The organism is Thalassobaculum sp. (genome assembly GCF_040219215.1).
Lineage (GTDB): Bacteria > Pseudomonadota > Alphaproteobacteria > Thalassobaculales > Thalassobaculaceae > Thalassobaculum_A.
The window spans coordinates 23,045-47,975 of record NZ_JAVJSX010000007.1; the positions used below are offsets into that span (position 1 = coordinate 23,045).

General features: G+C 66.8%; 16 protein-coding genes. 10 read left to right on the forward strand and 6 right to left on the reverse strand.

Annotated features, from left to right (window positions below; genetic code table 11):
* Positions 1-8 precede the first annotated feature (8 nt).
* Both RIC54_RS03730 and RIC54_RS03735 read right to left on the reverse strand, forming a co-directional pair.
* Positions 9-599: a polysaccharide biosynthesis/export family protein gene (locus tag RIC54_RS03730; RefSeq protein WP_350098197.1), complete on the reverse strand. Its 591-nt coding sequence runs from the start codon at positions 597-599 to the stop codon at positions 9-11.
* Positions 586-1,914 (reverse strand): outer membrane beta-barrel protein, encoded by a 1,329-nt coding sequence (locus tag RIC54_RS03735; RefSeq protein ID WP_350150554.1) that lies wholly within the window; start codon positions 1,912-1,914, stop codon positions 586-588. The genes RIC54_RS03730 and RIC54_RS03735 overlap by 14 nt, the downstream gene beginning before the upstream one ends.
* A 342-nt stretch (positions 1,915-2,256) precedes the next feature.
* On the opposite strand from RIC54_RS03735, the gene RIC54_RS03740 reads away from it, so the two are divergent.
* The gene (locus RIC54_RS03740; RefSeq protein ID WP_350098199.1) at positions 2,257-3,495 is read left to right on the forward strand and encodes a hypothetical protein; all 1,239 of its coding nucleotides are present in this window, start codon (positions 2,257-2,259) and stop codon (positions 3,493-3,495) included.
* Positions 3,496-3,538: 43 nt separating this feature from the next.
* Here RIC54_RS03740 and RIC54_RS03745 read toward each other — a convergent pair whose 3' ends face one another.
* Positions 3,539-4,120, reverse strand: coding sequence for an ActR/PrrA/RegA family redox response regulator transcription factor (locus tag RIC54_RS03745; RefSeq protein WP_350098200.1), 582 nt, complete (start codon positions 4,118-4,120; stop codon positions 3,539-3,541).
* Positions 4,121-4,190: 70 nt separating this feature from the next.
* Positions 4,191-5,516 (reverse strand): ActS/PrrB/RegB family redox-sensitive histidine kinase, encoded by a 1,326-nt coding sequence (locus RIC54_RS03750; RefSeq protein WP_350098201.1) that lies wholly within the window; start codon positions 5,514-5,516, stop codon positions 4,191-4,193.
* 202 nt (positions 5,517-5,718) lie between these two features.
* Between RIC54_RS03750 and RIC54_RS03755 the strand changes: the two genes are divergently transcribed.
* The 3 genes from RIC54_RS03755 (at position 5,719) to RIC54_RS03765 (ending at position 14,392) form a co-directional block, all read left to right on the forward strand.
* Complete coding sequence (locus RIC54_RS03755; protein WP_350098202.1) at positions 5,719-9,432, forward strand: response regulator; 3,714 nt, start codon at positions 5,719-5,721, stop codon at positions 9,430-9,432.
* A 126-nt stretch (positions 9,433-9,558) separates the two neighbouring features.
* Entirely contained in the window at positions 9,559-13,491 is a 3,933-nt protein-coding gene (locus RIC54_RS03760) for a hybrid sensor histidine kinase/response regulator (RefSeq protein WP_350150557.1), read from the forward strand.
* A complete protein-coding gene (locus RIC54_RS03765) occupies positions 13,484-14,392 on the forward strand; it encodes a diguanylate cyclase domain-containing protein (protein WP_350098204.1) in 909 nt (302 codons plus the stop codon). Before RIC54_RS03760 ends, RIC54_RS03765 begins: the two co-directional genes overlap by 8 nt.
* Before the next feature lie 28 nt (positions 14,393-14,420).
* On the opposite strand, the gene RIC54_RS03770 is transcribed toward RIC54_RS03765, so the two are convergent.
* On the reverse strand, positions 14,421-14,816 hold the full coding sequence (locus tag RIC54_RS03770; RefSeq protein WP_350098205.1) for a response regulator: 396 nt from the start codon (positions 14,814-14,816) through the stop codon (positions 14,421-14,423).
* 215 nt (positions 14,817-15,031) lie between these two features.
* Between RIC54_RS03770 and RIC54_RS03775 the strand changes: the two genes are divergently transcribed.
* The 5 genes from RIC54_RS03775 (at position 15,032) to RIC54_RS03795 (ending at position 23,206) form a co-directional block, all read left to right on the forward strand.
* The gene (locus RIC54_RS03775) at positions 15,032-16,126 is read left to right on the forward strand and encodes an efflux RND transporter periplasmic adaptor subunit (RefSeq protein ID WP_350098206.1); all 1,095 of its coding nucleotides are present in this window, start codon (positions 15,032-15,034) and stop codon (positions 16,124-16,126) included.
* 1 nt (position 16,127) lies between these two features.
* Positions 16,128-19,205, forward strand: coding sequence for an efflux RND transporter permease subunit (locus RIC54_RS03780; RefSeq protein ID WP_350098207.1), 3,078 nt, complete (start codon positions 16,128-16,130; stop codon positions 19,203-19,205).
* 102 nt (positions 19,206-19,307) lie between these two features.
* Complete coding sequence (locus tag RIC54_RS03785) at positions 19,308-20,204, forward strand: intradiol ring-cleavage dioxygenase (protein WP_350098208.1); 897 nt, start codon at positions 19,308-19,310, stop codon at positions 20,202-20,204.
* Between the two features lie 108 nt (positions 20,205-20,312).
* Positions 20,313-21,893 (forward strand): amidase, encoded by a 1,581-nt coding sequence (locus RIC54_RS03790; protein ID WP_350098209.1) that lies wholly within the window; start codon positions 20,313-20,315, stop codon positions 21,891-21,893.
* Positions 21,890-23,206: an amidase gene (locus RIC54_RS03795; RefSeq protein ID WP_350098210.1), complete on the forward strand. Its 1,317-nt coding sequence runs from the start codon at positions 21,890-21,892 to the stop codon at positions 23,204-23,206. The genes RIC54_RS03790 and RIC54_RS03795 overlap by 4 nt, the downstream gene beginning before the upstream one ends.
* Here the strand turns inward: RIC54_RS03795 and RIC54_RS03800 are convergent.
* Positions 23,190-24,083, reverse strand: coding sequence for a polysaccharide deacetylase family protein (locus tag RIC54_RS03800; protein WP_350098211.1), 894 nt, complete (start codon positions 24,081-24,083; stop codon positions 23,190-23,192). The genes RIC54_RS03795 and RIC54_RS03800 overlap by 17 nt on opposite strands.
* 129 nt (positions 24,084-24,212) lie before the next feature.
* Here RIC54_RS03800 and RIC54_RS03805 point away from each other — a divergent pair, with 129 nt between their 5' ends.
* Positions 24,213-24,926, forward strand: a complete 714-nt coding sequence (locus RIC54_RS03805) for an isochorismatase family protein (RefSeq protein ID WP_350098212.1) — start codon at positions 24,213-24,215, stop codon at positions 24,924-24,926.
* The last annotated feature ends 5 nt before the right edge of the window (positions 24,927-24,931 follow it).

Here is a 24,931-nt window from a genome sequence, read left to right on the forward strand (position 1 = left end):
GGCCGGCCCTAGAATACCCGACGGTCGACTTCGATCACGTCACCCGGATAGAGCCGGGTTCCGAGGCCGACGAGCCGGCGGTCGCTGCGTCCGGCGATATCGCGCACCAGATAGGCCGCCCCGGTATCGGCGCGGCGGGTGAACCCTCCGGCGATGGCGACCGCCTTTCGGATATCAACCTCCGGTTCGAACGGATAGCTGCCCGGCCGGTTGACCTGGCCGAGCACATAGAACGGCCGGTACTTCGCCACGTCGAAGTTGACCTTCGGGTCCTTGATGTAGTCGCGGGCCAGCCGCTCGGTCAGCGCCGCGCGCGCTTCCGAGGCCGTCCGCCCGGCCACCCGCAACGAGCCGACCAGGGGCATCTCGATCGTGCCGTCGTCCGCCACGTCGGTCTCGATGGTCATGTTCTCCTGCTCGAGTACCGTCACCTTGACCCGATCCCCGGCGCCGATCACGTAGCTCTCCAGCGACGGCGTCGGCTCGGGCGGCGGCGGTGTCCCGGCGCAGCCGGCCACCGCCGCCAGAAGGACAGCGGCAAGCCCGATGGACCTCAACCGGGTCAAGGCAGTCCGGCGACGGAGGTCAGCGAAACACATCACCCACCACTCCCTTCCTCAACCAACGGCCATCCCGGCCCTCCATCGAATGATCGATCAAACAGCACAGCTTCAGACCGAACCGCAGCGAAGCCACCGTTGCCCGATACTCTTCGTTCGGATCGTCCGATGCCTGATCCTCCCACGAAAGCCCCGCACCCAGGTATGCATACTCGTTCAGCAGGTAGCGGACATCGACTCCGGTCTCCACCAACCGCTCATCGGCTACCGATCCCTGGTAGCGTTGGCTGGTCCATCGAACCTTCGTACCGAAGATCAGGTTGTCCAGCACCTCGTAGTCAACGCCCAACCCCAGCTTGGTCGTGGTCACGCTGCTGGCCGCCGACAGTTCGGAGTCTTCGTTCGACAACGACAGATCGGCGGTCACCGTCATCAGGTCCGTCGCGTTCCACAGCGCGTCCATACCGACGAGGGCGGACAATTCGGGATCGATGCCGGATTGATCGAATGTCCGGCGCGACGCTCCGACGAAGCCGGAGATCTGCGTGACGTCGCCCCCCGCATAGAACGCGCCCAGCGCGAGGTCTAGGCGGGTCGAATCGGGGTTTCCGGCCGTGTTGTCCACATAGTCGACACGCTGCACGGCAGGCTGGACGAAGAACGACACCTCGCCGAGGCGCGCAAAGCCGACCTTGGCGCTGCCGACTCCGATCCAGCGGTCGAGCGCGCTGCGATCGACGCCGGCCACATCGTCGAACCGGTACCATGTCGACCGCAACGTCCCGGTCATCGGGGTATCGGGGAGCATGACCGAGCTGAGTTCGGCACCGGCCGAGTAGGTCCGATAGGTCTGGACCCCGAAGGTCGGACCAAGGTCAAGGTCGGATCCCCGGTCGATGTGAAACCGGCCGACGTCGCCGGACAGAACCAGGCCCACATCGTCATCGACCTCGATCCGGCTCAGCAAGCCAAGTTCGAGATCCTCGTAGTTGTCGCCGCTGGACGCGCCGTAGCGGCCGACCGCTGCCTGTCCGGTCACCGCCGAGCGGTGGGTCTCGCCGTCCCACTGCACCGAGACACCGGGGCGCGTAACCGCAAAGGCGCTGGCGGTGGTACCCGTCGCGGTACGGCGGACGTTGCTGTCGTAGCCACCCTCGACCTCCAGGCGGGTGAAGGCATACACCGGCGATGTCCCGGTCGATCGGCCGCTGCGATCGACCGGGTCGAGCGACAATCCGTAGCTCTCGTAGTCCAGCCGCATCCGGCGCTCGACCGAAGCCGCTTCGGCCTCGTCGGACTGCGCCGACGCCGGGCCGGCGGCCCACAGGCACGATGCCACGCCGACAACCATCATCAGGAGATGAGGAATCTTTGGGGTCGGAACGCGCCGCGAAAACCGCGCCCGGGCCGGGATGGGACATGCCATGAGCGTGGTCGCTGTCCGTTCAACTCAGTTCAAACATTAATATATCCCACTAAATTATTGAAGAGAAGCTATTATTTCTCAGTAGTTGATGTAAGAACGCCAGACTGGACAGCCCTGTCATTGAATTTCCTGGAGTTTATCTCGATTTGAAGCTAATTGGCTAGCCTCGTGCCGCTCGTTTACGCGGACACTAGGCGGTGCTAGCGTGCATACGGCGCGGGTGGGGAGCGCCGTCACGCCGACACCATCGCTTCGACGGACGGGAGTTTCATGGCGGTCAGTCAGGTTCAGAACAGGTCGCGGGGCCCGAGTCAGGAGTATCTCCTGCTCGACTACCTGCAGCGTCTCGGGCGCAATCTCGCAGGGCGGATGGCTGTGCACGTGCACCTGTCGCGTCTGCGGCCGCAAAACCGCCAGGATCACCATATCCGGATTGCGGCGGCCACCTTCGAAGGGATGGTCAACAACTACGAAGGCCAGATCTTCGTGTTGTCGAACTCCGACCTGTTCTTCATCTGCAAGGACGCGGCGATCGAGGACATCGACGCCGCGATCATGAAGGTCCGCTACCTGTTCAGCGAAGACCCGCTGAGCCAGGGCGACGAAGAAGAGGATCTCGCCCGCTTCTGCACCTGGTACAATGTGGAAAGCCAGTTCGACGAGTTGCTGGACGTCGTCAAGTCCATGCACCGCGAGCGTGAACGCAAGGCGCGGCTCGCGGTAGCCAGCGACCAGGGTGCGCAGAAGGCCAAGGGATCGCGCAAGGCGCTGGATCCCGAGCAGCTTGGCAAGCTGGAGAATTTCCTGCGCCGGGCCGACCTGTCGAACCTGATGCGCCGGCAGGCGATCTGCGCCATCACTCCGGGCAGCACCGCTCCGCAGCCGGTGTTCCGCGAGCTGTACATCTCGATCGCGGACCTGCAGCAGTCGGTGTTGCCGGAATTCGACCTGGCCTCGAACCTGTGGCTGTTCCAGCACCTCACCCAGACCCTGGACAGCCGGATGCTGTCGATGCTGGTCCGCAACGACGACAGTTCGATCGCCAGTTCGTTCAGCATCAACCTCAACGTCGGCACGATCCTGTCACCGCCGTTTCTGAACTTCGACTCCTCGCTGAAGGCGATCGCACGGGGCACCGTGGTCATCGAACTGCAGAAGATCGACATATTCGGCGACATGGGCGCCTACATGTTCGCCCGCGACTTCATGCGCGAACGCGGCTACCGGATCTGCCTGGACGGGCTGAACCACCTGACCCTGCAGTTCATCGACCGGGAACGTCTCGGTCTCGATCTGGTCAAGCTGATCTGGTCTCCGGACATGGCCGACGATCTGTCGGGCAACCGGACGTCGGAGCTGAAAGAGCACATCGACCGGTGCGGCCGGGCGCGCATCATCCTGGCGCGCTGCGATTCCGACGAGGCGGTCCGCTTCGGCCAGTCGCTGGGCATCACGATGTACCAGGGCCGCTACATCGACAAGCTGCTGACCAGCGAGTCGCGGATCTGAGTCCATAGCAGTGTCTGCATGACCCGGCGGGAACGCCTGCCGGCTACCCGCGCGGTGCGTGCTTGGCCAGGATACGCTGCAGCGTCCGGCGGTGCATCCGCAGCCGGCGCGCGGTTTCCGACACGTTTCGATCGCACTGCTCGTACACCCGCTGGATGTGCTCCCAGCGCACCCGGTCGGCCGACATCGGATTCTCCGGCGGCGGCGGCAGGGCATCGGCATGGTCCAGCAAAGCGGCGGTAATGGCGTCCGCATCGGCCGGTTTCGGCAGGTAATCGATCGCCCCGGCCTTCACCGCGGCAACCGCGGTCGCGATGTTGCCATAGCCGGTCAGCATTACGATCCGGGCATCCGGTCGCGCCTCACGCAGGGAAGCGACCACGTCGAGGCCGCTGCCGTCGGCCAGCCGCAGGTCGATGATGGCGTAGGCCGGCGGATGCGCCCGGGCGGCCGCCAGACCTTCCCGCACGCTCTCGACCGCCGTCACCACGAATCCCCGCCGCTCCATCGCGCGCAACAGGCGATTCCGCAGCGGACCGTCGTCGTCGACGATCAGCAGGGTCGGGTCGACACCCGCGGGGACCACGATCGGCGGTGGGACGGGAGTTTGATCAGCCGTAGACATCGCTCTATCAAATGTCCTGATTGCCGACTCGGATCAAGTCTTTCGATGCGCCACGCGGAATACCGGCCGGTCACCGCGGTGTTTCAAGCCGGATACCGCCCAACCAGCGTACGTCGACCCGTGCTCCGCCATCGCTCCTGTTGGCAAAGCCGACCTCCGCGCCCGTCCGCTCCAGAAGCGTGCGGGCAATGAACACGCCCAGGCCCATATGGCCGTCCCGCCCGGTGCGGGTCGACACGTAGGGCTCGCCCAACCGCGACAGCACCGACGCCGCAAAACCCGGGCCATCATCCTCGACTTCGACGGACAGCGCGCCGGTGTCGTCCCAGGATACCGTCACTTCCACCGTGGCCGTGGCGAACTGCACCGCGTTCTGCACGATCGATCCCAAGCCGTGGAGCAGTTCCGGAGTCGGGCGGACCGTCGGCGGCCGCGCCGTGATCGGCGCGCCATCCGGCCCGTGGGCCTCAATGATCACGGCGATGCCGTCGCGCTGGTGCGGTTCGGCAGCTTGTTCCACCAGCGTATCGAACGGCACTTCCGCGAACGACGAGTGCGTATCGGGTTCGGACCGCCGCGCGAGACTCGCCAGGATGTCCCGGCATCGCTGGCTTTCCGACAGCAGCAATCGGGCATCCTCCGCGACGTCGCTGTCGGGCGGAAGATCGCGCACCAGTTCGCGCGCCACCACGGCGATGGTGCTCAGCGGACTGCCCAATTCATGGGCCGCCGCCGCCGCCAACGCGCCGACCGCCGCCAGGCGCTGCTGGCGCGCAAGCGCGGCCTGGGTGGCCGACAGCGCCGCCGAGATCCGGCGCGCCTCCTCCGCCACCCACCACGCATAGGCCGCGTTGAACACCAGCGCCACCACCAGTGCCGCCCACAGTCCGGCGGTGTAGATCGCCGGCAACCGGAAATCCTGGGCCGCCCATGGCAGCGGCAGATGGGCGAAAGCCAGTACCGACGCGCAGAGCAACGCTGCCAGGCACAGGTTGATGGTCGAGCGACGGGTCAGGATGGTCGCCGATACCGTGACCGGAGCCAGCAGCAGCAGGGCGAACGGGTTGCCCAGCCCGCCGGTCACGAACAGCAGGGCTGCCAGCTGGAGGATGTCGAAGCCCAGGTAGAACGCAGCTTCGCGCTCGTTCAAGCGGTCGCGGCCCGGACGTCGGCGAATCAGGGTCAGATTGAGGACCGCCGACGCGGCGACGATGGCCAGCGCCAACGCCAGCGGCAACGGGAAGCCCAGCCCGACATGCACGACGAGCAGGGTCACGACCTGCCCGGCTAGTGCCACCCAGCGGATCGCCGCCAGGGTCCGGGCGGCAACGGTTCGCGGTGCCGCTCCGGAATCGGGATCGAGAGATGTGGATTCGAAGGTCATCGCACGGAGCATGGCCGGTTCGCGGATTCCGCGCCAGCGCCGAGCCGCGCCATCGCCCCGGCTCGTTGTTTCCACTAGACGTATGGATTGATCGCGTTGGATCGCTAGACTGCAGCATCAGGCTGGCGACGCTGGGGCGATGGGCATTGGTTCGGAGGCGGTAAAGAGGCGCACCGCCGGCCGCACCCGGACTGCGAGGGCGCAAGGGCGGCAGATGATTGTGCACACCGAGATCACTGAGGGTATCGACCTGCTGGTCGAGAACCGGACCATCAGAGATCTGTATGCCGACTGGTCGAGCCTGAGCCGAGGCGGAAGCGCCCCTGCCTTGGACGCCTTCACGCCCGAGCGTCGACCGCTGATGCGGGACAATCTGATGGTATTGGTCCCGGAGGACGACGGCGAGTTCCGCTACCGGTACTATGGCGCCGCCATCGCCCGGCGCTCCGGGTTCGACATGACCAGCCAGTCGACACGGGACTTCAACAGCGAGATCGGACAGTTCTTTCGGGACAAGTACGCGGTCTGTCTGTCCACGCGGCGCCCGATCTACACCCTGCATCAGGCCGACCATGCCAAGGCGGTGCTGTCCTGGGAGCGGCTGATATTGCCGGTGGTGGACGCCGCGGGGCAGCCGCTCATCGTCTGCTACAACGCGCCGCTCGACAACAAGTCCGACGTCTTCGACGCGCTCATGGACAGCAGCCTCGAAGGCATCATCCTGATGCGGCCGGCCTACGGTGCCGACGGGGAGATCGAAGACTTCACGGTACTCGCCATCAACCAGCAAGCCGCTGGAATTCTAGGTTCCACGCCCACCGAACTGATCGGAACGGGCATGGTCGAGCGGTATCCGCGAACCCGGCGAACGACCTTCCCACGCTACTGTCGGATCTGGGCCGGCGGCAGTGCGGAGCGGTTCGTCGTCGACTACCGTCCCGAGGGCATTCCCTCCGTGTTTCAATTGAGCGCCTGCCGGGCGACGGATCGCCTGGTGGTGACCCTGACCGACATCACCGAGATATCGGAAACCCAAGCGATCCTGGAGCAGAAGCAACGGCAGCTCGAAGAGGCGGTGCAGTCGCGCACGACCGCGCAACACCGGGAAGAGGAGGCCCGCAACCGGCTGATCGGCGCGATCGAGGCCCTGCCGGACGGTTTCGCGCTGTTCGATACCGACGACCGGCTGGCGTTGTTCAACCAGACCTACGTCGAGATGTACAAGGAGAGCGGAGCGCTGATCAAGCTGGGCACCCTCTACGAGGATGGCATCCGGTACGGCGTCGAGCAGGGTCAGTACCCACAGGCACTGTCGCATCCCGACGGGCCGGAGGCATGGATCCGCGACCGCGTGGAGCGGCACCAGAATCCGGAAGGTCCGATCGAGCAGCGGCTCCCGAACGGACGGTGGGCCCGGATATGGGAGCGACGGACGCCAAACGGCGAGATCGTCGGGTTCCGGGTCGACATCACCTGGCAGAAGCAGGTGTCCGAGACCCTTCAGCGCCTCCAGGAAATCGGCAGCGACGACGCCCTGGACCCGGCCGAGCGATTGGCCAAGGCGATGGACCTGGCCCTGGAGATGACCGGCCTCGACATCGGTGTGATCCTGAAGACGCTCGGCGATGGACGGTACCAGATCATCGCCGCCAGCGGCGGAGCACGAAACGGCATTTCCGTCGGCTACATCGTGCGCACCGAGCCCGATGGGCAGGACGACACCACCGTGCTGCCGATCAATCAGCCGCTGCATGTGCCCGTCACCGTCGACAGCCGCACGGCCGGGCTGCTGAGCCTGGGGAGCACCTCCGAAACAGTCGAGCTCAGCGAGCGGCAACGCGACCTTGCTGAACGGATCGCGCACTGGATCGGCATTGAGGTAAGCCGCCAGGAAACGCTCGACGAACTGCGCCGGGCCAAGGAGGAGGCCGAGGCGGCGAGCGAGGCGAAGTCCCGGTTCCTGGCGATGATGAGCCACGAGATCCGCACGCCGATGAACGGGGTCCTCGGCATGATCGGGCTGGTCCTGCGGTCGGAGCTCAGCGCCGAGCAGCGCTCGATGATCACGCTGGCCAAGCAGTCGGCCGACAATCTGCTGATGATCCTCAACGACATCCTCGACTTCTCGAAGCTCGAATCGGGCCGGCTTGACCTCGAGGAGGTCGAATTCGATCTGGCCGACGTGATCTCCAGCGTCGCCGAGCTGTTGAGCCCCCAGGCCGAGGCCAAGGGCCTGGATATCATCAGCTTCATCGATACCCGGATGACCCTTGCACGGCTGGGCGATCCGGGAAGGCTGCGTCAGATCCTGATCAATCTGGCGGGCAACGCGGTCAAGTTCACCGAAGCCGGTTCCGTCGTCATTCGCCTGGAGCCGGCAGACGGCAACGAGGTTCGGTTCGACGTGATCGACACCGGCATCGGAATCCCCGCCGACATCCTGCCCCTGCTGTTCCAGGAGTTCACCCAGGCGGATTCCAGCGTTTCCCGTCGCTTCGGTGGAACCGGCCTGGGACTGGCAATCTGCGAACGCCTGACCCGCCTGCTGGACGGCACCATCTCGGTGACCTCCATTGAGGGAACCGGCAGCACCTTCAGCGTGACCATCCCGCTCACGATCGCTGAGAGCCCCGCCGAGTCCGCTGCCGATCTCGAACAGCTGCGCGGGCTTCGTTGCCTGGTGGTCGACGACACGCCGCTGAACCTCGAGATCTTTGAACGCCAGCTGGGAATCTGGGGGGTCGAGGTCCACACCACCACCGATCCCGAAGAGACCGAAGAAATCCTGCGCGTTGCCCGACGGGACGGCCGGCCCTTCGATATCGTCCTGCTCGATCACCGCATGCCCCGCATGACCGGAGTCGAACTCGGCCGCCGGATCCGCAGCGACCCGGAGATCGCGGCGACCCGACTGGTGCTCGCCAGTTCAGACGACGTCCACTTCGGCGACCGGAGCGAGGCGGCCACCGATTTCGACCGCGTCCTCGACAAGCCGGTGCGTCCTCTGGACCTGATGACCAGCCTGACCGCCGCTGCCGAGCCACATCGCCGTCAGGCAGGCGAGCCGATCAAGACCCTCGATCCCACGCTGGAACCCTTGGAGCCGGCGGTCGGCCGCCACCTGCTGGTCGCCGAAGACAATTCGATCAACCAGATGCTGATGGAGATGACGCTGAGCCGCCTCGGGCACTCGGTGGTTCTGGCGGCGACCGGGGTCGAAGCCGTGAACGCCGCGCTGAGGGAGCGCTTCGACCTGATCCTGATGGACATCGAGATGCCGGAGATGGGTGGTGTCGAGGCCGCGCAGCGAATCCGCGCCAGGCTCGGCAAGCGCACCCCGCCGATCATCGCCATGACCGCCCACGCCATGGACGGCGCACGGGAGTCGCTGATCGCCAGCGGGCTGGACGACTACCTGCCGAAACCGGTCGATCTCGGCGCTCTCGACAAAGCCATCCAGCGCTGGTCGGCAGAGACCAAGGCCGACGGTCCGATAGACGCTGAACCGGCCGCCTCGCCACCGGAGGCATCCGACCCCCGGTCGGGCCCGATACTCGACCTTGGCCGCCTGGAAACGCTGCGCGCCGTCCTGCCGGGGCCGCGCCTGGCCGACATGCTCGACGACTTCGCCGGAACGATCGTGGAGTACCAAGCCAAGATCGAGGCGGCGGCGGCCGGAGAGGATGCGCAAAATCTGGCGCGTGAGACCCATTCCCTGAAAGGGCTGTGCCTGAACTTCGGCGCGCCGGCTCTCATGCAGGTCGCCGCCGAGATGGAACAGATGGCCCAGAACTCAGACATCGAACGGTGCCGGGCGGCCCTGGACCGCTTGCCGGCGCTGGTGGGCCAAACCCAGGCGGCGGCGCAGGACCAGGCCAGACAGTGGCGGGACGCAGTGGATGCCGGACAGGCCCCGGATGGCCAATGACCGTGTGTTCCAGAATTCCACCGATTGCGCGACCGTCGTGCTCGGCATGATCCGCTGTGTCGGTTGCGGCGAACAAGGATTTGAGGCCGGGTCACCTGACCGCCTGATCAACCGGGAGAACCGGCGGTGACCGTATCGCTTCGCGCATTGACCGCCGGCTTGATCGCCTTGATCGCGGTCAACGCCATCGTTGTGATCAGCGGCGCGAAGCTGATCGCCGATCTGGTCGCGAACAGCCAGGAGGAGTGGCAGGGCTACCGCGACGCCAGTTCCCGGCGGGCGATCGCCCTGGTCGACCTGGGCAATCACCTCGGCTACGGCGGGGTGGTCCACAATCTGAAGAACTATGTGCTGCGGGGCGAGGCATCGAACCTCGCTGACCTGAGCGAATCGGCCGGCAGCGTGCGGGCGGCAATCGAGCGCTATCGCTCCGCCAGTCCTGACGCACGGGAACAAGCGGCCCTCACAACCATCGAGAAAACCCTGGTTCGACTCGAACGCGACGCCGGCACCGTGCGAACGATGCGAGCGGACAACATACCGGTCGAGGTGATCGAAACCGCCATCGCGTTCAACACCATGCCGACCCTCGACGCGCTGACCGTCCTCGACGCCGCGGTGGCCGAGCGCCGCGGCAGCCATGGCACTCCGCGCACCAAGCTCGAGATGCTCTACCGGCTCCGCCGGGCGCTTGGCTTCGGTGGCATGATCGAAGACTTCAAGGATCTGGTGCTGCTGTCCGACAAGCACCTGGTCGCCGACGTCCACAGGTCGATTGAGAGCGCCCGGGGCTATCTCAGCGGGTACCGGGCGCTCGGTGCGTCGCAGGACGAAGAATCGGCCCTGAATGCCATCGAGAGCGTACTCGACCAGTACTATGCCAACGCCAACATCATTGCAGGCATGGCTGCGGCCGGCGCCACCGCGGCGAGCATCGACCAGCAGGTCCGCATCGACGACGGCCCGGCACTGTCCGGGCTGCATGCTCTGGAAATCGCGGTGGCTCGGGATGCCAGCGCGCGCACCCAGCGGATCGATGAGGCGCTGAACTTCGTGGCGAACCTGTCGCGGGCGCGAATCGTGATCAACGTTCTGGTCACCCTGGCGGCCAGTGGCATCATCGCCTGGATTCTTCTCAGGGCCGTCCAGGCCCCGCTGACCCGCATCACCCAGGCGATGATCCGGGTCGCCAGGGGCGAAACCGGCGGTGCGATCCGGACCGGCAGCCGTGTGACCGAGATCGTCGCTCTCAGCGAGACGCTGGAGGTGTTCAACGCCCACGCCAAGGAGCTGGCCCTGAACGCCCGCAGTCTGCAGCAGTTCCAGCAGGCGTCGACCGACGTGGAGCTGAGTCTCGACCAGCGGATCGAGCGCATCCTGCGGTTCAGCCTTGAGCGTTTCGGCATGGAACAGGGTGCGGTGAGCTGTATCCGAAACGGAAGCTACATCGTCGAGCACTCTGTCGGAGGCTCGTCGGCCCGGCCTCGCGGCGCCCGTTTCGACCTCGACATCACATACTGCTCGCACACGCTCGGCGCCGGCCATGCCATGGCGCATCACGATGTAGCCAACAGCCCGCTTGCAGACGAGGCATGCTATCGAGAATTCGGGCTGAACGCCTACATCGGCGCCCCCGTGCAGGTGAACGACACGGTGTACGGCACGGTCAATTTCTCGGCACGCGACGCCCGCTCCCATCCGTTTGCCGATGGCGACCTCGCATTCATCGAGTTGATCGCGCGCTGGCTTGGCATGGAGCTCGAACGCGAGTTCACCTTGGAGAACTTGGCGAACGCCACGGTCGAGGCCGAGAAGGCGACCCGCGCCAAGGCCGAGTTTCTGGCCAACATGAGCCACGAAATCCGCACGCCGATGAACGGAGTGATCGGCCTGAGCGGACTGGCATTGAAATCGGAACTGCCGGAGCACGCCCGCGACTATCTGGAAAAGATCAACCGATCATCGCTGATGCTGTTGCGCATCATCGACGACATTCTCGATTTCTCGAAGATCGAGGCCGGCCAGATGTCGATCGAAGCCACCGAGTTCGATCTGGACGATGTCCTGCAGGACGTGGCCACCTTGGTCGCCGACCGGCAGGAACAGAAATCGGTCGAGGTGGTGTTCTCCTCGGATCCAAACCTGCCGCGAACCCTGGTCGGCGACCCGCACCGGCTGGGTCAGGTGCTGCTCAACCTGATCGGGAACGCGCTGAAGTTCACCGAAGCCGGGGAGATCGTGGTCCGGATTTCCGCGACCGAGCGAACCGGCGACCAACTGCGGCTGCAGGTCAGCGTCGCCGATACCGGGATCGGCATGACCGAAGAACAGGTGGCCCGGCTGTTCAAGGCATTCTCGCAGGCCGACGGGTCCACCACCCGTCGGTTCGGCGGCACCGGGCTGGGTCTGGCGATCTGCAAGCAGTTGGTCGAACTGATGGGCGGCACGATCTCGGTCGAGAGCACCCCCGGTTCAGGCAGCACGTTCAGCTTCAGCATCCTCGTCGGCTATCGTGAAACCGGCGAAGGGCGCCAGTTGGCACGACAGGTGGATCCCTCCGCCATCCGGGCATTGATTGTCGAGGACAACGCGGTGGCGCGCGCCGTGCTGGCCGATACCCTGAGGGGGCTGCGCTTCACCAATGTGGAGGCTGTGGCCGATGGTCCTGCCGCCCTCAGTACCTTCGCCGAAGCGCAGTTGCGCGGCCAACCGTTCGACCTTGTCCTGGTGGACTGGAAGATGCCGGGCATGGACGGCATCACCACCGCCCAGCGCCTGAACGAACTGTCGACGCCGGACGCCGTGCCGTCGATCCTGATGGTGACCGCCCACTCGCGCGCCGACGTCGTGAAGCGCGCGCAGGAAGTCGGGATACTCAAGGTCCTGGTCAAGCCGGTGAACGTCTCGATGCTGGTTGACGGCATTGCCGAGGCGCTCGATGCCGGCGCGCAGACCCACGCGGTCAGCGGCGCGGATCGCGATCGGGAAACCGCTCCCAGGCCCGCCCTGCAGGGTCTTCGGATCCTGCTGGTCGAGGACAACGAGATCAACCAGCAGATCGCCCGGGAGATTCTGGAGGATGTGGGAGTCACGGTTGCGATCGCCGACACCGGAACCACGGCGCTGTCGATGCTGCGCGGCGACGGCCAGCTACCGGACGCCATCCTGATGGACCTGCAGATGCCGGAAATCGACGGGTACGAGACCACGCGATGGATTCGCGCCGACGACCGGCTGGCCCACATTCCGGTCATTGCGATGACCGCGCACGTCACCGACGACGAGCGCAAGCGCTGCATGGCCGCCGGGATGGTCGATCACGTGGCCAAGCCCGTCGACGTCCGCAAGCTCCTGGACACGCTGGAGCGCTGGACGGGGGGCGGGACGCGGCAGCCACAGAAACCAGAAGGCCGTACGGCCGAGGTTGCCGCAGAACCGGTTCAGCAGGGTGCGGCTCCGGCCCTTGACCTGGCAGCCGCGTCCAGGCGCCTCGGCCTGCCGTTGAAAGCACTGCAGCGGGCGGCCCACCAGTTTGCCGCGACCTATCGCGACGCTCCGGCGACCCTCGCCGATCAGCTGGAGCGCGATCAGCGAGCGGAGGCGCAACGCCTCGCCCACACCATCGTTGGCCTGGCTGGAACCATCGGCAGCGAGGAGCTGGCAACGGAAGCCCGAGCGGTGGAAACCGCGCTGAAGCAATCCGACGGCGGACGGCCCGATCTGACCGCGCTGACCCGGGCGCACGCAACACTGTTCGCGGCACTGGACGAACTCACGACACCCCGGGAGCCGGTCCAACCGCCAGCCGCACCGGCGCCCGCGATCGATCGCTCCGGGTTGGCTGAGCTGATGGGGGAGATGGACCGCGGGCTGGCCACCAACCGCATGTCGGTCCGGCGGCGACTGGATGACCTGCGGTCAATGTGCGACGAACGGGCGTCCGGCGACCTTGAGCAACTGGCTGCCGATCTGGGGGCGCTGAACTACCCTGCCGCGCGCACGGCGCTGCGTGCAATTGCCGCCCTGTATCAGATCGAGATAGGCTCCGACGATGCCTGACGCCGCCCCCCTGCCGAAGATCCTGATCGTCGACGACGAGCCGACCAACATCGATCTTCTGGCCGCGGTTCTGGAGGATGACGGCGAGATCCTGTTCTGCACCGACGGCGCGTCGGCGATTGCGACCGCCGAGTCCGAACTGCCGGATATCGTCCTGCTGGACGTGGTGATGGGCGGGATGGATGGCTACGAGGTGTGCCGGCGCCTGAAAGACAACCCGATCACCGCCCAGATCCCGGTGATCTTCGTCACCGCCCTCGACCAGAAGACCGACGAGGAAGCCGGGCTCGCCCTCGGCGCCGTCGACTACGTCGCCAAGCCGATCAACGCCTCGATCACCCGCGCCCGGGTCCGCACCCATCTGGAACTGAAGCGCCATCGCGATCACCTGACCAACCTCGCCTATCTGGACGGCCTGACCGGTATCGCGAACCGCCGACGGTTCGATGAGTACGCCGCCGTCGAATGGCAGCGGGCGCGCCGGCACGCCCGGTCGGTGTCGGTCATCCTGATCGATGTCGATCAGTTCAAGCACTATAACGATCGCTACGGGCATCAGGAGGGCGACGCCTGCCTTCAGCAGATCGCCAATGCGTTGAGGACGACCGTGCATCGTCCGGCGGACCTGGTGGCCCGCTACGGTGGCGAGGAGTTCGTGTGCCTCCTGCCGGAGACCCCGGCCGAAGGCGCCCGGGAAATCGCCGAGCGCATGCGTGCCGCCGTGGCGCAGCTTGGCATCGCGCACGTTGGTGCAACCGCCGCCGAGTGCGTGACGATCAGCCTCGGCGCTTCCTGCACCGTCGTCGATATGGATACCGAACTCGAGACAGCTCTGAACGCCGCGGACGAGAACTTGTACAAGGCCAAGGCCAACGGCCGAAATCAGGTGGTAGGCCCCTGACGGTCGGCACGTCGCCGGCAGCGGCGGCTCAGTCGACCTTGTCGCCGGTCATCTGGCTCATCACTTTCTGAAACGCATCAGGCGGTATCGGCTTCTCGATCGTCGCCACAATGTTCAGGCCCAGCGCTTGGCCGTAGCTCTCGACCACTCCCAACATGGACGCGAGCTGCCCACTGACGATCATCACCGGAGCCTGCTGAACCTCCGCGGCTGCCAGCTTCTCCAGCGCCTGGACACCGTCGACGCCAGCCCCAAGGACCAGATCGAGGACGACCAGGCAATCATCCTCGATCGGCCTGTCGAACGACTTCGGGAACGCTGCGTAACCGGTCACATCCGCGATTCCGGACGCAAGCAGCAGCTCCAGCATCAACTCCCGGTCGCCTTTGGTGTCTTCGATTACGATTGCCCGATGTACCGGCATGCGGTGATCCTGTGATATCTCGCTGGTTCAATTTCAATCAATGCTTATAGCATTTGCAACGCATTCGATGAATGGACGATCACGGACGGTAGATCGTTCCCGCAGCATCATCCTTACGATATGATGAGGCGTAGTTCTATTTCCCGGATCCAGCATCTTCGCGGTTCAGACCTCGTTCCACAGGTTCAGAACCCACATCGTGAGACAAGCCGGCAATGGCAACACGTAGATGGTCCGTCGTCCTGGGCGCGGCAATCGCGCTGGCGCTTGGTGGTGGCGTGTTCGTGCTCCAGCAGTCGCAATCGACGGTTGCTCCGGCAAACGCCAACCCCGCGCCGGTGCCGGCGCGGGCCCGAGTGGCGGTGGAAGCCGTGGCCGTGACCCTCGACACCATCGTCGAGGACATCCGGGCCTTCGGGACCCTGGTGGCAAACGAGTCGGTGGTGGTCTCGCCGGAAATTCCCGGCCGGGTCGCCCGCATCAACTTCCAGGAAGCGGACAGGGTCGAGGCGGGTGCCGTCCTGATTGAGCTGGACGCCGACATCCTGAGCGCCGAACTTGCCAAGGCGCGATCCGACGTCAATCTGGCGACCGCCAACTACGAGCGTGCGTCGACCCTCGCCAGCCAGGGCACTGGAACGTTACGATCCCGCGATGAAGCCTCCGCCGCGTTCCACGCCGCGCGCGCCAACCTGACGCTGGCCGAGGCCCGGCTCGCCAAGACCAAGATCGTCGCGCCGTTTGCCGGGGTGGTCGGCTTCCGCTCGATCAGCGCCGGCGCCTATCTCAGTCCGGGCGACAGCATCGTCGAGCTGGCCAGCATCGACCCGCTGAAGGTCGATTTCCGGGTGTCGGAGACGTACCTGCCGAACCTCCGCGTCGGCCTGCCGGTGCGGATGACCGTGGACGCCCGTCCGGGCGAGACCATCGTCGGCGAGATCGTGGCGGTTGACCCGATCGTCGATGTCGACGGTCGGGCGGTCCGGCTGCGCGCCCGGGTCAACAATCCGGATCGCCAGCTCCTGCCCGGGTTGTTCGCGCGCATCCGCATCGTTCTCGAGCAACGGCCGAACGCCGTCATCATGCCGGAGGCCGCGCTGTTCCAGGATGCCGGCAAGCTGTTCGTTTACCGCATCGACGGCGGCAAGGCCGTCCGGACCCCGGTATCCATCGGTCAGCGCCTCCCCGGCTTCGTCGAGGTGCGCAGCGGCTTGAGCGCCGACGCGGTGGTCGCGACCGCCGGCCACCAGCAATTGCGGGACGGCGCGCAGGTCGACGTCGTGAACGGGCCGGGGGCGGGCAAGTCCTGACATGGGAACGCTGGAGTTCTTCATTCGGCGGCCGGTGTTCTCGACCGTCGTCAGTCTGCTGGTCCTGCTGATCGGCATCGTCTCGTTCTTCCGCCTGACGGTCCGCGAATACCCGAACATCGACCAGCCGGTGGTCTCGGTCGCCACCAACTACCCCGGCGCCAGCGCCCAGATCATCGAAAGCCAGGTGACGCAGATCCTGGAGGCGTCGATCGCCGGCATCGAGGGCATCGAGATCCTGGAATCGGTCAGCCGGCCGGAGACCAGCCGCATCACGGTGCGCTTCCTGCTCAGCGCCGATTCCGACGTCGCCGCCAGCGACGTGCGCGACCGGGTCAGCCGGGTGCGCGGCCGCCTGCCCGACGAAGTCGACGAACCGGTGATCGCCAAGGTCGAGGCCGACGCCCAGTCGATCATCTTCATCGCGTTCACCAGCGACCGGCACAGCCCGATCGAGATCTCCGACTACGCCGACCGCTACATCCGCGACCGGTTGCAGAACCTGCCCGGCGTGGCGGAAGTCCGGATCTTCGGCGAACGGCGCTACGCCATGCGGATCTGGGTCGACCGCACCCGGATGGCCGCCTACGACCTGACGGTGCAGGACATCGAGAACGCGTTGCGCCAGCAGAACGTCGAGGTGCCGTCGGGTCGGATCGAGAGCCTGGACCGCGAGTTCACGGTGCTGTCGCGCACCGGCCTGACGACGCCGGAGCAGTTCCGCCGGATCGTGGTGAAGGATGCCGCCGGCTTCGCGGTGCGGATCGGCGATCTGGCCCGCGTCGAGATCGGGCCCGAGGACGAGCGCCGCACCACCCGCTACAAGGGCGACAACGCGGTCATCCTGGGCATCGTCAAGCAGGCCGTCGCCAACCCGCTCGACGTCTCGGTGGCGCTGCGCGAGGCCATGCCCGACATCCAGCACGACCTGCCCGCCGGAATGAACGCCGAGGTCGCCTACGACAAGTCGATCTTCATCGACCGATCGATCGAGGCGGTGTTCATGACCATCGCCGAGGCGGTGGTGCTGGTCGTCCTGGTGATCTTCTTCTTCCTGCACACCGTCCGCGCCACCCTGGTGCCGCTGGTCACCATTCCGGTGTCGCTGATCGGGGCGTGCGCGTTCATGTACGCACTCGGTTTCTCCATCAACACGCTGACCCTGCTGGCCATGGTGCTGGCGATCGGCCTGGTGGTCGACGACGCGATCGTCGTGCTGGAGAACATCCACCGGCACATCGAGAACGGCATGAAGCCGTTCCGCGCGGCAATCGTCGGCATCGGCGAGATTTCCGGCGCCGTGGTCGCGATGACCCTGACCCTGGCCGCGGTCTACGCGCCGGTTGCGTTCTCGCCGGGCCGGACCGGCAAGCTGTTCACGGAGTTCGCGCTGACGCTGGCGGCGGCGGTGCTGGTGTCGGGCATGGTCGCCCTCACCCTGAGCCCGATGATGTGCTCCAAGCTGATGCGCGACCATGAGAAGCCGGGACCGATTGCCGGGTTCCTGGAGCGTGGGTTCGACGCCCTCAACAGCGGCTACCGACGCCTGCTGGTCGGCACCCTGACCGTCCGGTGGTTGATCGTCGGTTTGGTGATCGCGGTCGCCGGCGGCTCGTACTTCCTGCTGACATCGCTGAAGTCCGAGTTGGCGCCCATCGAGGACCGTGGCGTTCTGTTCATCGCCGGCTCGGCCCCGGAAGGCTCGACCATCGACTTCACCAGCCGATACGGACTTCAGGTCGAGACCTTGCTCACCAAGGTCCCGGAGGTCAGCCGCTACTTCATCATCTCCGGCTCGCCCGAAGTGACCGACTTCATTTCGTTCTCGCAACTTGACGACTGGGAGACGCGGGAACGCTCGCAGATGGACATCGCCGGCCAGCTGCAGCCGAAGATCCGCAAGGTCGCCGGTTTGCGCGCCTCGGTGAACAACCCCGGGTCGTTCGGACAGAGCCCGCGGGCCAGGCCGATCGAGTTCCTGATCCTGACCGCCGAACCCTATGAGCAGCTTGACCTGTACGTGAAGCAGTTCCTTGAGGCGGTGTCGGCGAACGACAAGCTGATCAACCTGGACAGCGACCTGAAGCTGAACAAGCCGCAGATCGAGGTCGAGCTGGACCGTGACCGGATCGCCGACATCGGCGCCGGCGTGCTAACCGTCGGACGCACGCTGGAAACCTTGCTGGGCGGCCGCAAGGTGACCCGGTTCAATTCCAACGGCGAACAGTACGACGTCATCGTGCAGGTCGCCCCGGGCGACCGGCGTACCCCCGGCGACCTGCAGGACATCTACGTCCGCGGCCACGACGGCGGGATGGTGCAGCTGTCGAACCTGATGTCGGTCGAGGAAACCGTCTCGCCGAAGGCACTGAACCGCTTCAACCAGCTGCGCGCCGCCAAGATCACCGGCAACCTGGCACCCGGCTACACGCTGGGCGAGGCCCTGACCTACCTGGAGGAGACCGCCGACCGCATCCTGCCGACCAGCACCCGGCACGACTACGGCGGCATCTCCCGCGAGTTCAAGCAGACCGGCGCCAGCCTCGTTTTCATCTTCATCCTGGCGCTCGGCTTCATCTACCTGGTGCTGTCGGCCCAGTTCGAGAGTTTCGTCGACCCGTTCATCATCATGCTGACGGTGCCGCTGTCGATGGCGGGCGCGCTCGGCGCGATGCACCTCACCGGCGGAACCCTCAACATCTACAGCCAGATCGGGCTGATCACGCTGATCGGCCTGATCACCAAGCACGGCATCCTGATCGTGCAGTTCGCCAACCGCCTGCGGGACGAAGGCAAGTCGGCGCTCGACGCGGTGGTTGAAGCGGCGACGCTGCGGCTGCGGCCGATCCTGATGACCACCGGCGCCATGGTCGGCGGCGCGGTGCCGCTGGCCCTGGCGCACGGCGCCGGGGCGGAGAGCCGGCAGGCCATCGGCTGGGTGATCGTCGGCGGCATGACCTTCGGCACGGTTCTGACCCTGTTCGTGGTGCCGACCGCCTACACCCTGCTGTCCCGAAGCCGCGGAACCGCCGCTGACAGTGCCGTCACCCCGGCGGCCCTGCACCGCCCCGCGGAATAGGCGCCGGTTGCGTCCGGGTGCGCGGCGTGGACCAGCCATCTCCGCACCGGTATCAAGACTGGATGCACGGTCGAGTTCACCTGGAAGTCGGGGAGGTTGCATATGACCGATTCGGTGCGGAAAGACATCGACATCACCTATTTCACCGAGGCCAACTCCGCCGATGCGGTGATCGAGCGGATGACCGGGGCGGGCACGCCGCGGATGGCCGAGGTCATGGGATCGGTGATCCGGCACCTGCACGCCGTGGTGAAGGAGGTCGAGCCGACCCAGGACGAGTGGATGGCGGCGATCCGGTTCCTGACCGCCACCGGCCAGATGTGCGACGACCGGCGCCAGGAGTACATCCTGCTGTCCGACGTGCTGGGCGTGTCCATGCTGGTCGACGCCATCAACACGCGCCGGCCGACCGGCGCCACCGAAAACACCGTGCTCGGCCCGTTCCATGTCGAGAACGCACCGGCCCGTCCCATGGGGGCGACGATCTCCGACGACGGCAAGGGCGAGCCGCTGGTGGTCACCGGCAAGGTCGTCGATACCGAGGGAAAGCCGATCACCGGCGCCGTGGTCGATACGTGGCAGACCAGCCATGACGGGTTCTACGACAGCCAGCAGCCCGGCATTCAGCCGGAGCACAATCTGCGCGGGGTGTTCAGAACCGGCCCCGACGGGCGCTTCTGGTACCGGACGATCAAGCCCTGCTACTACGGCATCCCGGACGACGGGCCGGTCGGCCAGATGCTGCGCGCCATGGGCCGCGGCAACACCCGGCCGGCGCACCTGCACTACATCGTCTCGGCCGACGGCTATGAGACCGTGACCACTCACATCTTCGTGGATGATGATCCCTACCTGGCCGAGGACGCGGTTTTCGGGGTGAAGGAGAGCCTGATCCGGAGCTTCGTGCACCACGACGACCCGGCCAAGGCTACCGAACTCGGAGTGTCGAACCCCTACTCGACGGTAGAGACCGATTTCGTCCTGACCGAAAGCCGTTGATCCGCACCGTTCCGCACGCTGGATGCCTGCAAACTGTTGACAGCATGACCGGAGCGGACCTGACTCCACGGAACCGCTCCGTTCGGCCGCGGTGCTCCGGAGGTCCCGTTGCCCGATCCTTGCCACCTGTCCCTGGCCGAGGCCGCCCACGCCATCGCCGCCGGGTCGCTGACCTCACGAACGCTGGTGGAGTCCTGCCTCGAGCGGATTGAACGGCTGGATCCGGTCATGCGCGCCTGGGTCGTGCTCGACCTTGCCGGTGCCCGGGGCCGTGCCGATCAGGCCGACGCCGAGATCCGGGCCGGGCGCCGCCGTGGGCCACTGCACGGCATCCCTTACGGTCTGAAGGACATCCTGCGCACCACCGAGATGCCGACCCGTGCCAACTCGCGGTTGCCGATCGGCGATGGCGCCGAAGCCACGGTCCACCGCAGGTTACGCGACGCCGGCGCCATCCTGATCGGCAAGCTCAACACCTACGAATTCGGGACCGGCACCGGCGCGGTGTACGACGACCTGCCGATGGCGCCGGCCCGCAACCCGTGGAACCCCGACCACTTCACCGGTGGCTCCAGCACCGGGGCGGGGGCGGCGGTCGCGGCCCGCATGGTACCGTTCACCCTCGGCACCGACACCGGCGGATCGGTTCGCCTGCCGGCCGCCGCCTGCGGGCTGGTCGGGCTGAAGGCGACCTATGGTCTGGTGCCGCGCACGGGGATGCTGCCGAACTGTCCGTCCCAGGATCACATCGGCCCGCTGGCCCGCACCGCCGAGGACGCCGGTCTGGTGCTGCAGGCGATCGCCGGGTTCGATCCGGCCGACCCCGGCAGTGCCGCCACCACCTTTACCGCTTCGACGGCGACCGCCCGGACCCTGGAAGGGCTGAGCGTCGCCGTGGTTCGCCCGTCCCATGATTCCGATCCGGTCACCGACCCGGCCATCGCCGAAGGATTCGCGCGAACGGTCGACGCCCTCGCAAGGCTGGGCGCACGGACCGTCGAGCGCGCCCTGCCCCACGGCGCCCGCGACTTCCGGGCCTGCGGGCGGATCATCAACGCCTGCGAGAGCTTCGCCATTCACCGGCGCTGGCTCGACGCCCCCTCGGCACCGATCGGTTCCGCCCTGCGCGACAAGCTGGAAGCCGCCGCCGGGGTCACGGCAGCCGACTACCTCGATGCGCTACGCTGGCGCCGCACCCTGTCCGCAGCCGTTCTCGACACGATGGCCGGCTGCGACGCCCTGCTGTGCCTAGGCACCGCCACGCCGGCGCCGCGCCTCGACGACGAACAGGGCTGCATCCGTTTCACCGGCGATTCCACCATGGCACCGTTCAGCCTGTCCGGGCTGCCGGCGCTGTGCCTGCCGACCGGGCTTGACCCCGACGGCCTGCCGATGAACGTCCAACTGGCGGGGCCGGCGTTCGGCGAAGCCGTCCTGATCCGCATTGCGGCGGCGCTCGACCCGCTGGTCGGGCTTGGCGACCGGCGTCCCCCCGAACCGGACCGGTTGCCCGACCGCTATGCCCCGCCCCCGCCGGCACCGCCGCGTGACGGCCGGGCGGCACGGCTGCGGCGCAGCATGGCCGAGAGCATCGCCCGCCTCCCCCACCCGCTTCCGGACGCCTTGGAGTCGGCGCTGGTGTTCAACGCGACCACCGATCGCGAACAGTCGACGAGGACCACCGGATGACGCCCGCACACCTGACCGCCTCCGAAGCCGTCCGGGCGATCGCCGAGGGGTCGCTCACCGCCACCGCATTGGTGCAGTCCTGCCTGGAGCGGATCGACAGCCGCGACGGCGCCGTGCGGGCCTGGCTGCACGTCGACCGCGGCGGTGCGCTGGCCGCCGCCGCCCGCCTGGACGCCGAACAGGCTGCCGGCACCCGGCGCGGCCCGTTGCATGGCGTGCCGTTCGGGGTGAAGGACGTGATCGACGTCGCCGGACTGCCCGGAACCCACAATTCACCGCTGCACGCCGACCGGATCGCCATCGACGACGCGGGAAGTGTCGCCCTGCTGCGCGCCGCCGGCGGCATCCCGCTTGGCAAGACCGACACCATCGAGTTCGCGTCCGGCGGTCGCCTGCCGCGCACCTTCAATCCCCACAACCCGGCGCGCACCGCCGGCGGATCGTCCAGCGGCTCGGGCGCCGCGGTCGCCGACCTTCAGGTCCCGCTGACCCTGGGAACCCAGACCGGCGGATCGGTGATCCGCCCGGCCGCCTATTGCGGGGTCTACGCCATGAAACCGACCTGGGGGGCCGTCAGCCGCGAAGGCGCCAAGCTGTACGCAGCGACCCTCGACACCATCGGCTGGTACGGCCGCAGCGTCGCCGACCTGTCCCTGATCGCCGCGGTGTGCGGCTTGCCGACCGAAGCCGCTCCGGAGATCCGCGGTCTGCGCATCGCGGTGTGCCGCACGCCCTATGCTGACACTGCCTCGGACGATGCCCACGCCGCCCTCGATACCGCCGTGCGGAAGCTCGAAGCCGCCGGCGCCACGGCAATCGTACGTGAACTGCCGAGTTCGTTGCGCAACCTGAACGATGCCAAGGAAACCGTGATGCGCGGCGAGGGCAGGGCCGCGTTCCTGCCACACGCCCGCGCCTACGGCGACCGCCTGCACGACGGCCTGCGCAGCCACGCCGAGAACCGCACCGGCATCAGCCCGGCGGATCTGAAAGCCGCCCTCGACTATGCGGCCCACAGCCGGGTGGCGTTCGAGGGCCACTACCGCGACGTCGACGCGGTGCTGACCCTGGCAGCGTCCGGCGAAGCCGACGTCCTGAGCGACAGCCACACCGGCAGCCCGATCCTGCAGTCGCTGTGGACCCTGCTGCACGTTCCGACGGTGGCGATCCCGGTCGGCGACGGCCCGAACGGCCTGCCGCTGGCGGTCCAGATGGTCGGATTCAGGTTCGCCGACGGGGCGCTGCTGGCGGTGGCCGACGCGGTCTCCCGGATCGTCGACCCGTGGGCCGGCCGGATCAGGATCCCGGGATGATCCCGGCCGGCAGGTCGGCGCAGTAGCGGGCGATCTCGCCCGGCGTGGTGACCCACAGCTGGTCGCGCTTGGCCAGGATCCGCTCCATCGCCCGGCGCAGGGCGCGCAGCCGGAACGGCTGGCCGATCACGAACGGATGGATCACCACGGTGAACACCAGAGGCCACTTGGCCGACTGCAGCAGCATCTCGTCGAACTGGTCGACGATCATGTCCTCGAACTCGCGCGCCGAGTGCTGCCGGAACACCATGGCCGGGGAATCGTTCAGTTCGATCGAGTACGGCACCGACAGCAGCGGCCCGGAGCGGGTGCGCATCCAGAACGGCTGGTCGTCGGCCGGCCAGTCCATGACATAGTCGTAGCCGGCCTCCTTCAGCAGATCGAGCGTGACCGGGGTCTGCGCCAGATACGGCCCGAGCCAGCCCTTGGGCCGCGTTCCGATATGACGGGCGATGCCGTCGGTGGACTCCGCGATCAGCCGGGCCTCGTCGGCCTCGTTCAGCACGTCCTGGCGCTCGGCGTTGGTGCGGCCGTGCCCGACCGCCTCGTCACCACGCTGGCGGATCCGCTCGCCGATCTCCGGGCAGTCGTCCAGCAGCAGCGAATTGAGATTGTGCGATGCAGGGACCTGCATCTCGTCGAGCAGGTCGAACAGGTACCACTGGCCGACCCGGTTGCCGTAGTCGCGCCAGGCGTAGTTGCGGGTGGTCTGCGGCGCGTTCAGCACCGTGCTGTCGCTGCCAAGCCCGGACAGGAAACCGAACACCTCGATGTTGTTGCAGAAGCACACTGCCAAGCGCTTGCCGTCGGGCCAGGAGTAGTCGGGTCGGCGGCTGAGCGGGACGTAGTCGTAGCGGTCGTGTTTCGGCAATTGCATGGGTCGGTCCATCGGTCAGCCGCGTTCGGGAAAGGGCGGAAGCGCGCCATCGGCATCTTGACAACGCGCCGGACGCTCCGTCAACTGTCGACAATTTTACGGCGTCGAATCATCGGTTGGGAGGCCATAATGCGCCCTTGGAGCAGCGTCATCACCGAGGAGGAGGAGCGGCGCTACGAAGCCGCCGGATTCGGCCGCTCCGGCGGGGTCGGCGTCCGACCGGCGCTGCTGATCATCGACGTCCAGTACCGCACCGTCGGCACTAGGCGCCTGCCCTACTGGGACGCCATCACGGAGTACCCGACCGCCTGCGGCGACGTCGGCTGGGCCGCCGTCGACCACATCGCCCCGCTGCTTGCCGAATTCCGGCGGCTTGGCCTGCCGGTGCTGTACCCGCACGTGGCGCCGAAAAACGCCGACACCGATTCCGGCCGGCTGGCCGAGAAGGTGCCGTCGATCATGACCATCGACGCCAAGGGCTACGAGTTCGTCGCCGAGGTCGCGCCCCGGAAGGGTGACGTGCTGCTGCCGAAGAAGCATCCGAGCGCGTTTTTCGGCACCCCGTTGGTCAGCCACCTGATCGACCTGGGCGCCGACACCCTGTTCGTGACCGGCTGCACCACAAGCGGCTGCGTGCGGTCCTCGGTCAGCGACGCCTTCGCCTACAACTTCAAGGTCATCGTCCCGCAGGAATGCGTCTACGACCGCAGCCCGACCTCGCACGCCGCCAACCTGTGGGACATGAACGCGAAATACGCCGACGTCATGCCGACCGCCGACGCGATCTCCGCCCTGCAAAAGGCGGTCACGGGCAGTGGCGCGTCACGCGCAGCCGGGGAGTGATCGAC

Bases quoted from the DNA above. Each gene is read 5' to 3' on its own strand.
- RIC54_RS03795 (WP_350098210.1), top strand. From the start codon at position 21,890: ATGACGCCCGCACACCTGACCGCCTCCGAAGCCGTCCGGGCGATCGCC.
- RIC54_RS03800 (WP_350098211.1), bottom strand. From the start codon at position 24,083: ATGCAATTGCCGAAACACGACCGCTACGACTACGTCCCGCTCAGCCGC.
- RIC54_RS03740 (WP_350098199.1), top strand. From the start codon at position 2,257: ATGGCGGTCAGTCAGGTTCAGAACAGGTCGCGGGGCCCGAGTCAGGAG.
- RIC54_RS03785 (WP_350098208.1), top strand. From the start codon at position 19,308: ATGACCGATTCGGTGCGGAAAGACATCGACATCACCTATTTCACCGAG.
- RIC54_RS03780 (WP_350098207.1), top strand. From the start codon at position 16,128: ATGGGAACGCTGGAGTTCTTCATTCGGCGGCCGGTGTTCTCGACCGTC.
- RIC54_RS03730 (WP_350098197.1), bottom strand. From the start codon at position 599: ATGTGTTTCGCTGACCTCCGTCGCCGGACTGCCTTGACCCGGTTGAGG.
- RIC54_RS03805 (WP_350098212.1), top strand. From the start codon at position 24,213: ATGCGCCCTTGGAGCAGCGTCATCACCGAGGAGGAGGAGCGGCGCTAC.
- RIC54_RS03755 (WP_350098202.1), top strand. From the start codon at position 5,719: ATGATTGTGCACACCGAGATCACTGAGGGTATCGACCTGCTGGTCGAG.
- RIC54_RS03735 (WP_350150554.1), bottom strand. From the start codon at position 1,914: ATGATGGTTGTCGGCGTGGCATCGTGCCTGTGGGCCGCCGGCCCGGCG.
- RIC54_RS03775 (WP_350098206.1), top strand. From the start codon at position 15,032: ATGGCAACACGTAGATGGTCCGTCGTCCTGGGCGCGGCAATCGCGCTG.
- RIC54_RS03765 (WP_350098204.1), top strand. From the start codon at position 13,484: ATGCCTGACGCCGCCCCCCTGCCGAAGATCCTGATCGTCGACGACGAG.
- RIC54_RS03745 (WP_350098200.1), bottom strand. From the start codon at position 4,120: ATGTCTACGGCTGATCAAACTCCCGTCCCACCGCCGATCGTGGTCCCC.
- RIC54_RS03750 (WP_350098201.1), bottom strand. From the start codon at position 5,516: ATGCTCCGTGCGATGACCTTCGAATCCACATCTCTCGATCCCGATTCC.
- RIC54_RS03770 (WP_350098205.1), bottom strand. From the start codon at position 14,816: ATGCCGGTACATCGGGCAATCGTAATCGAAGACACCAAAGGCGACCGG.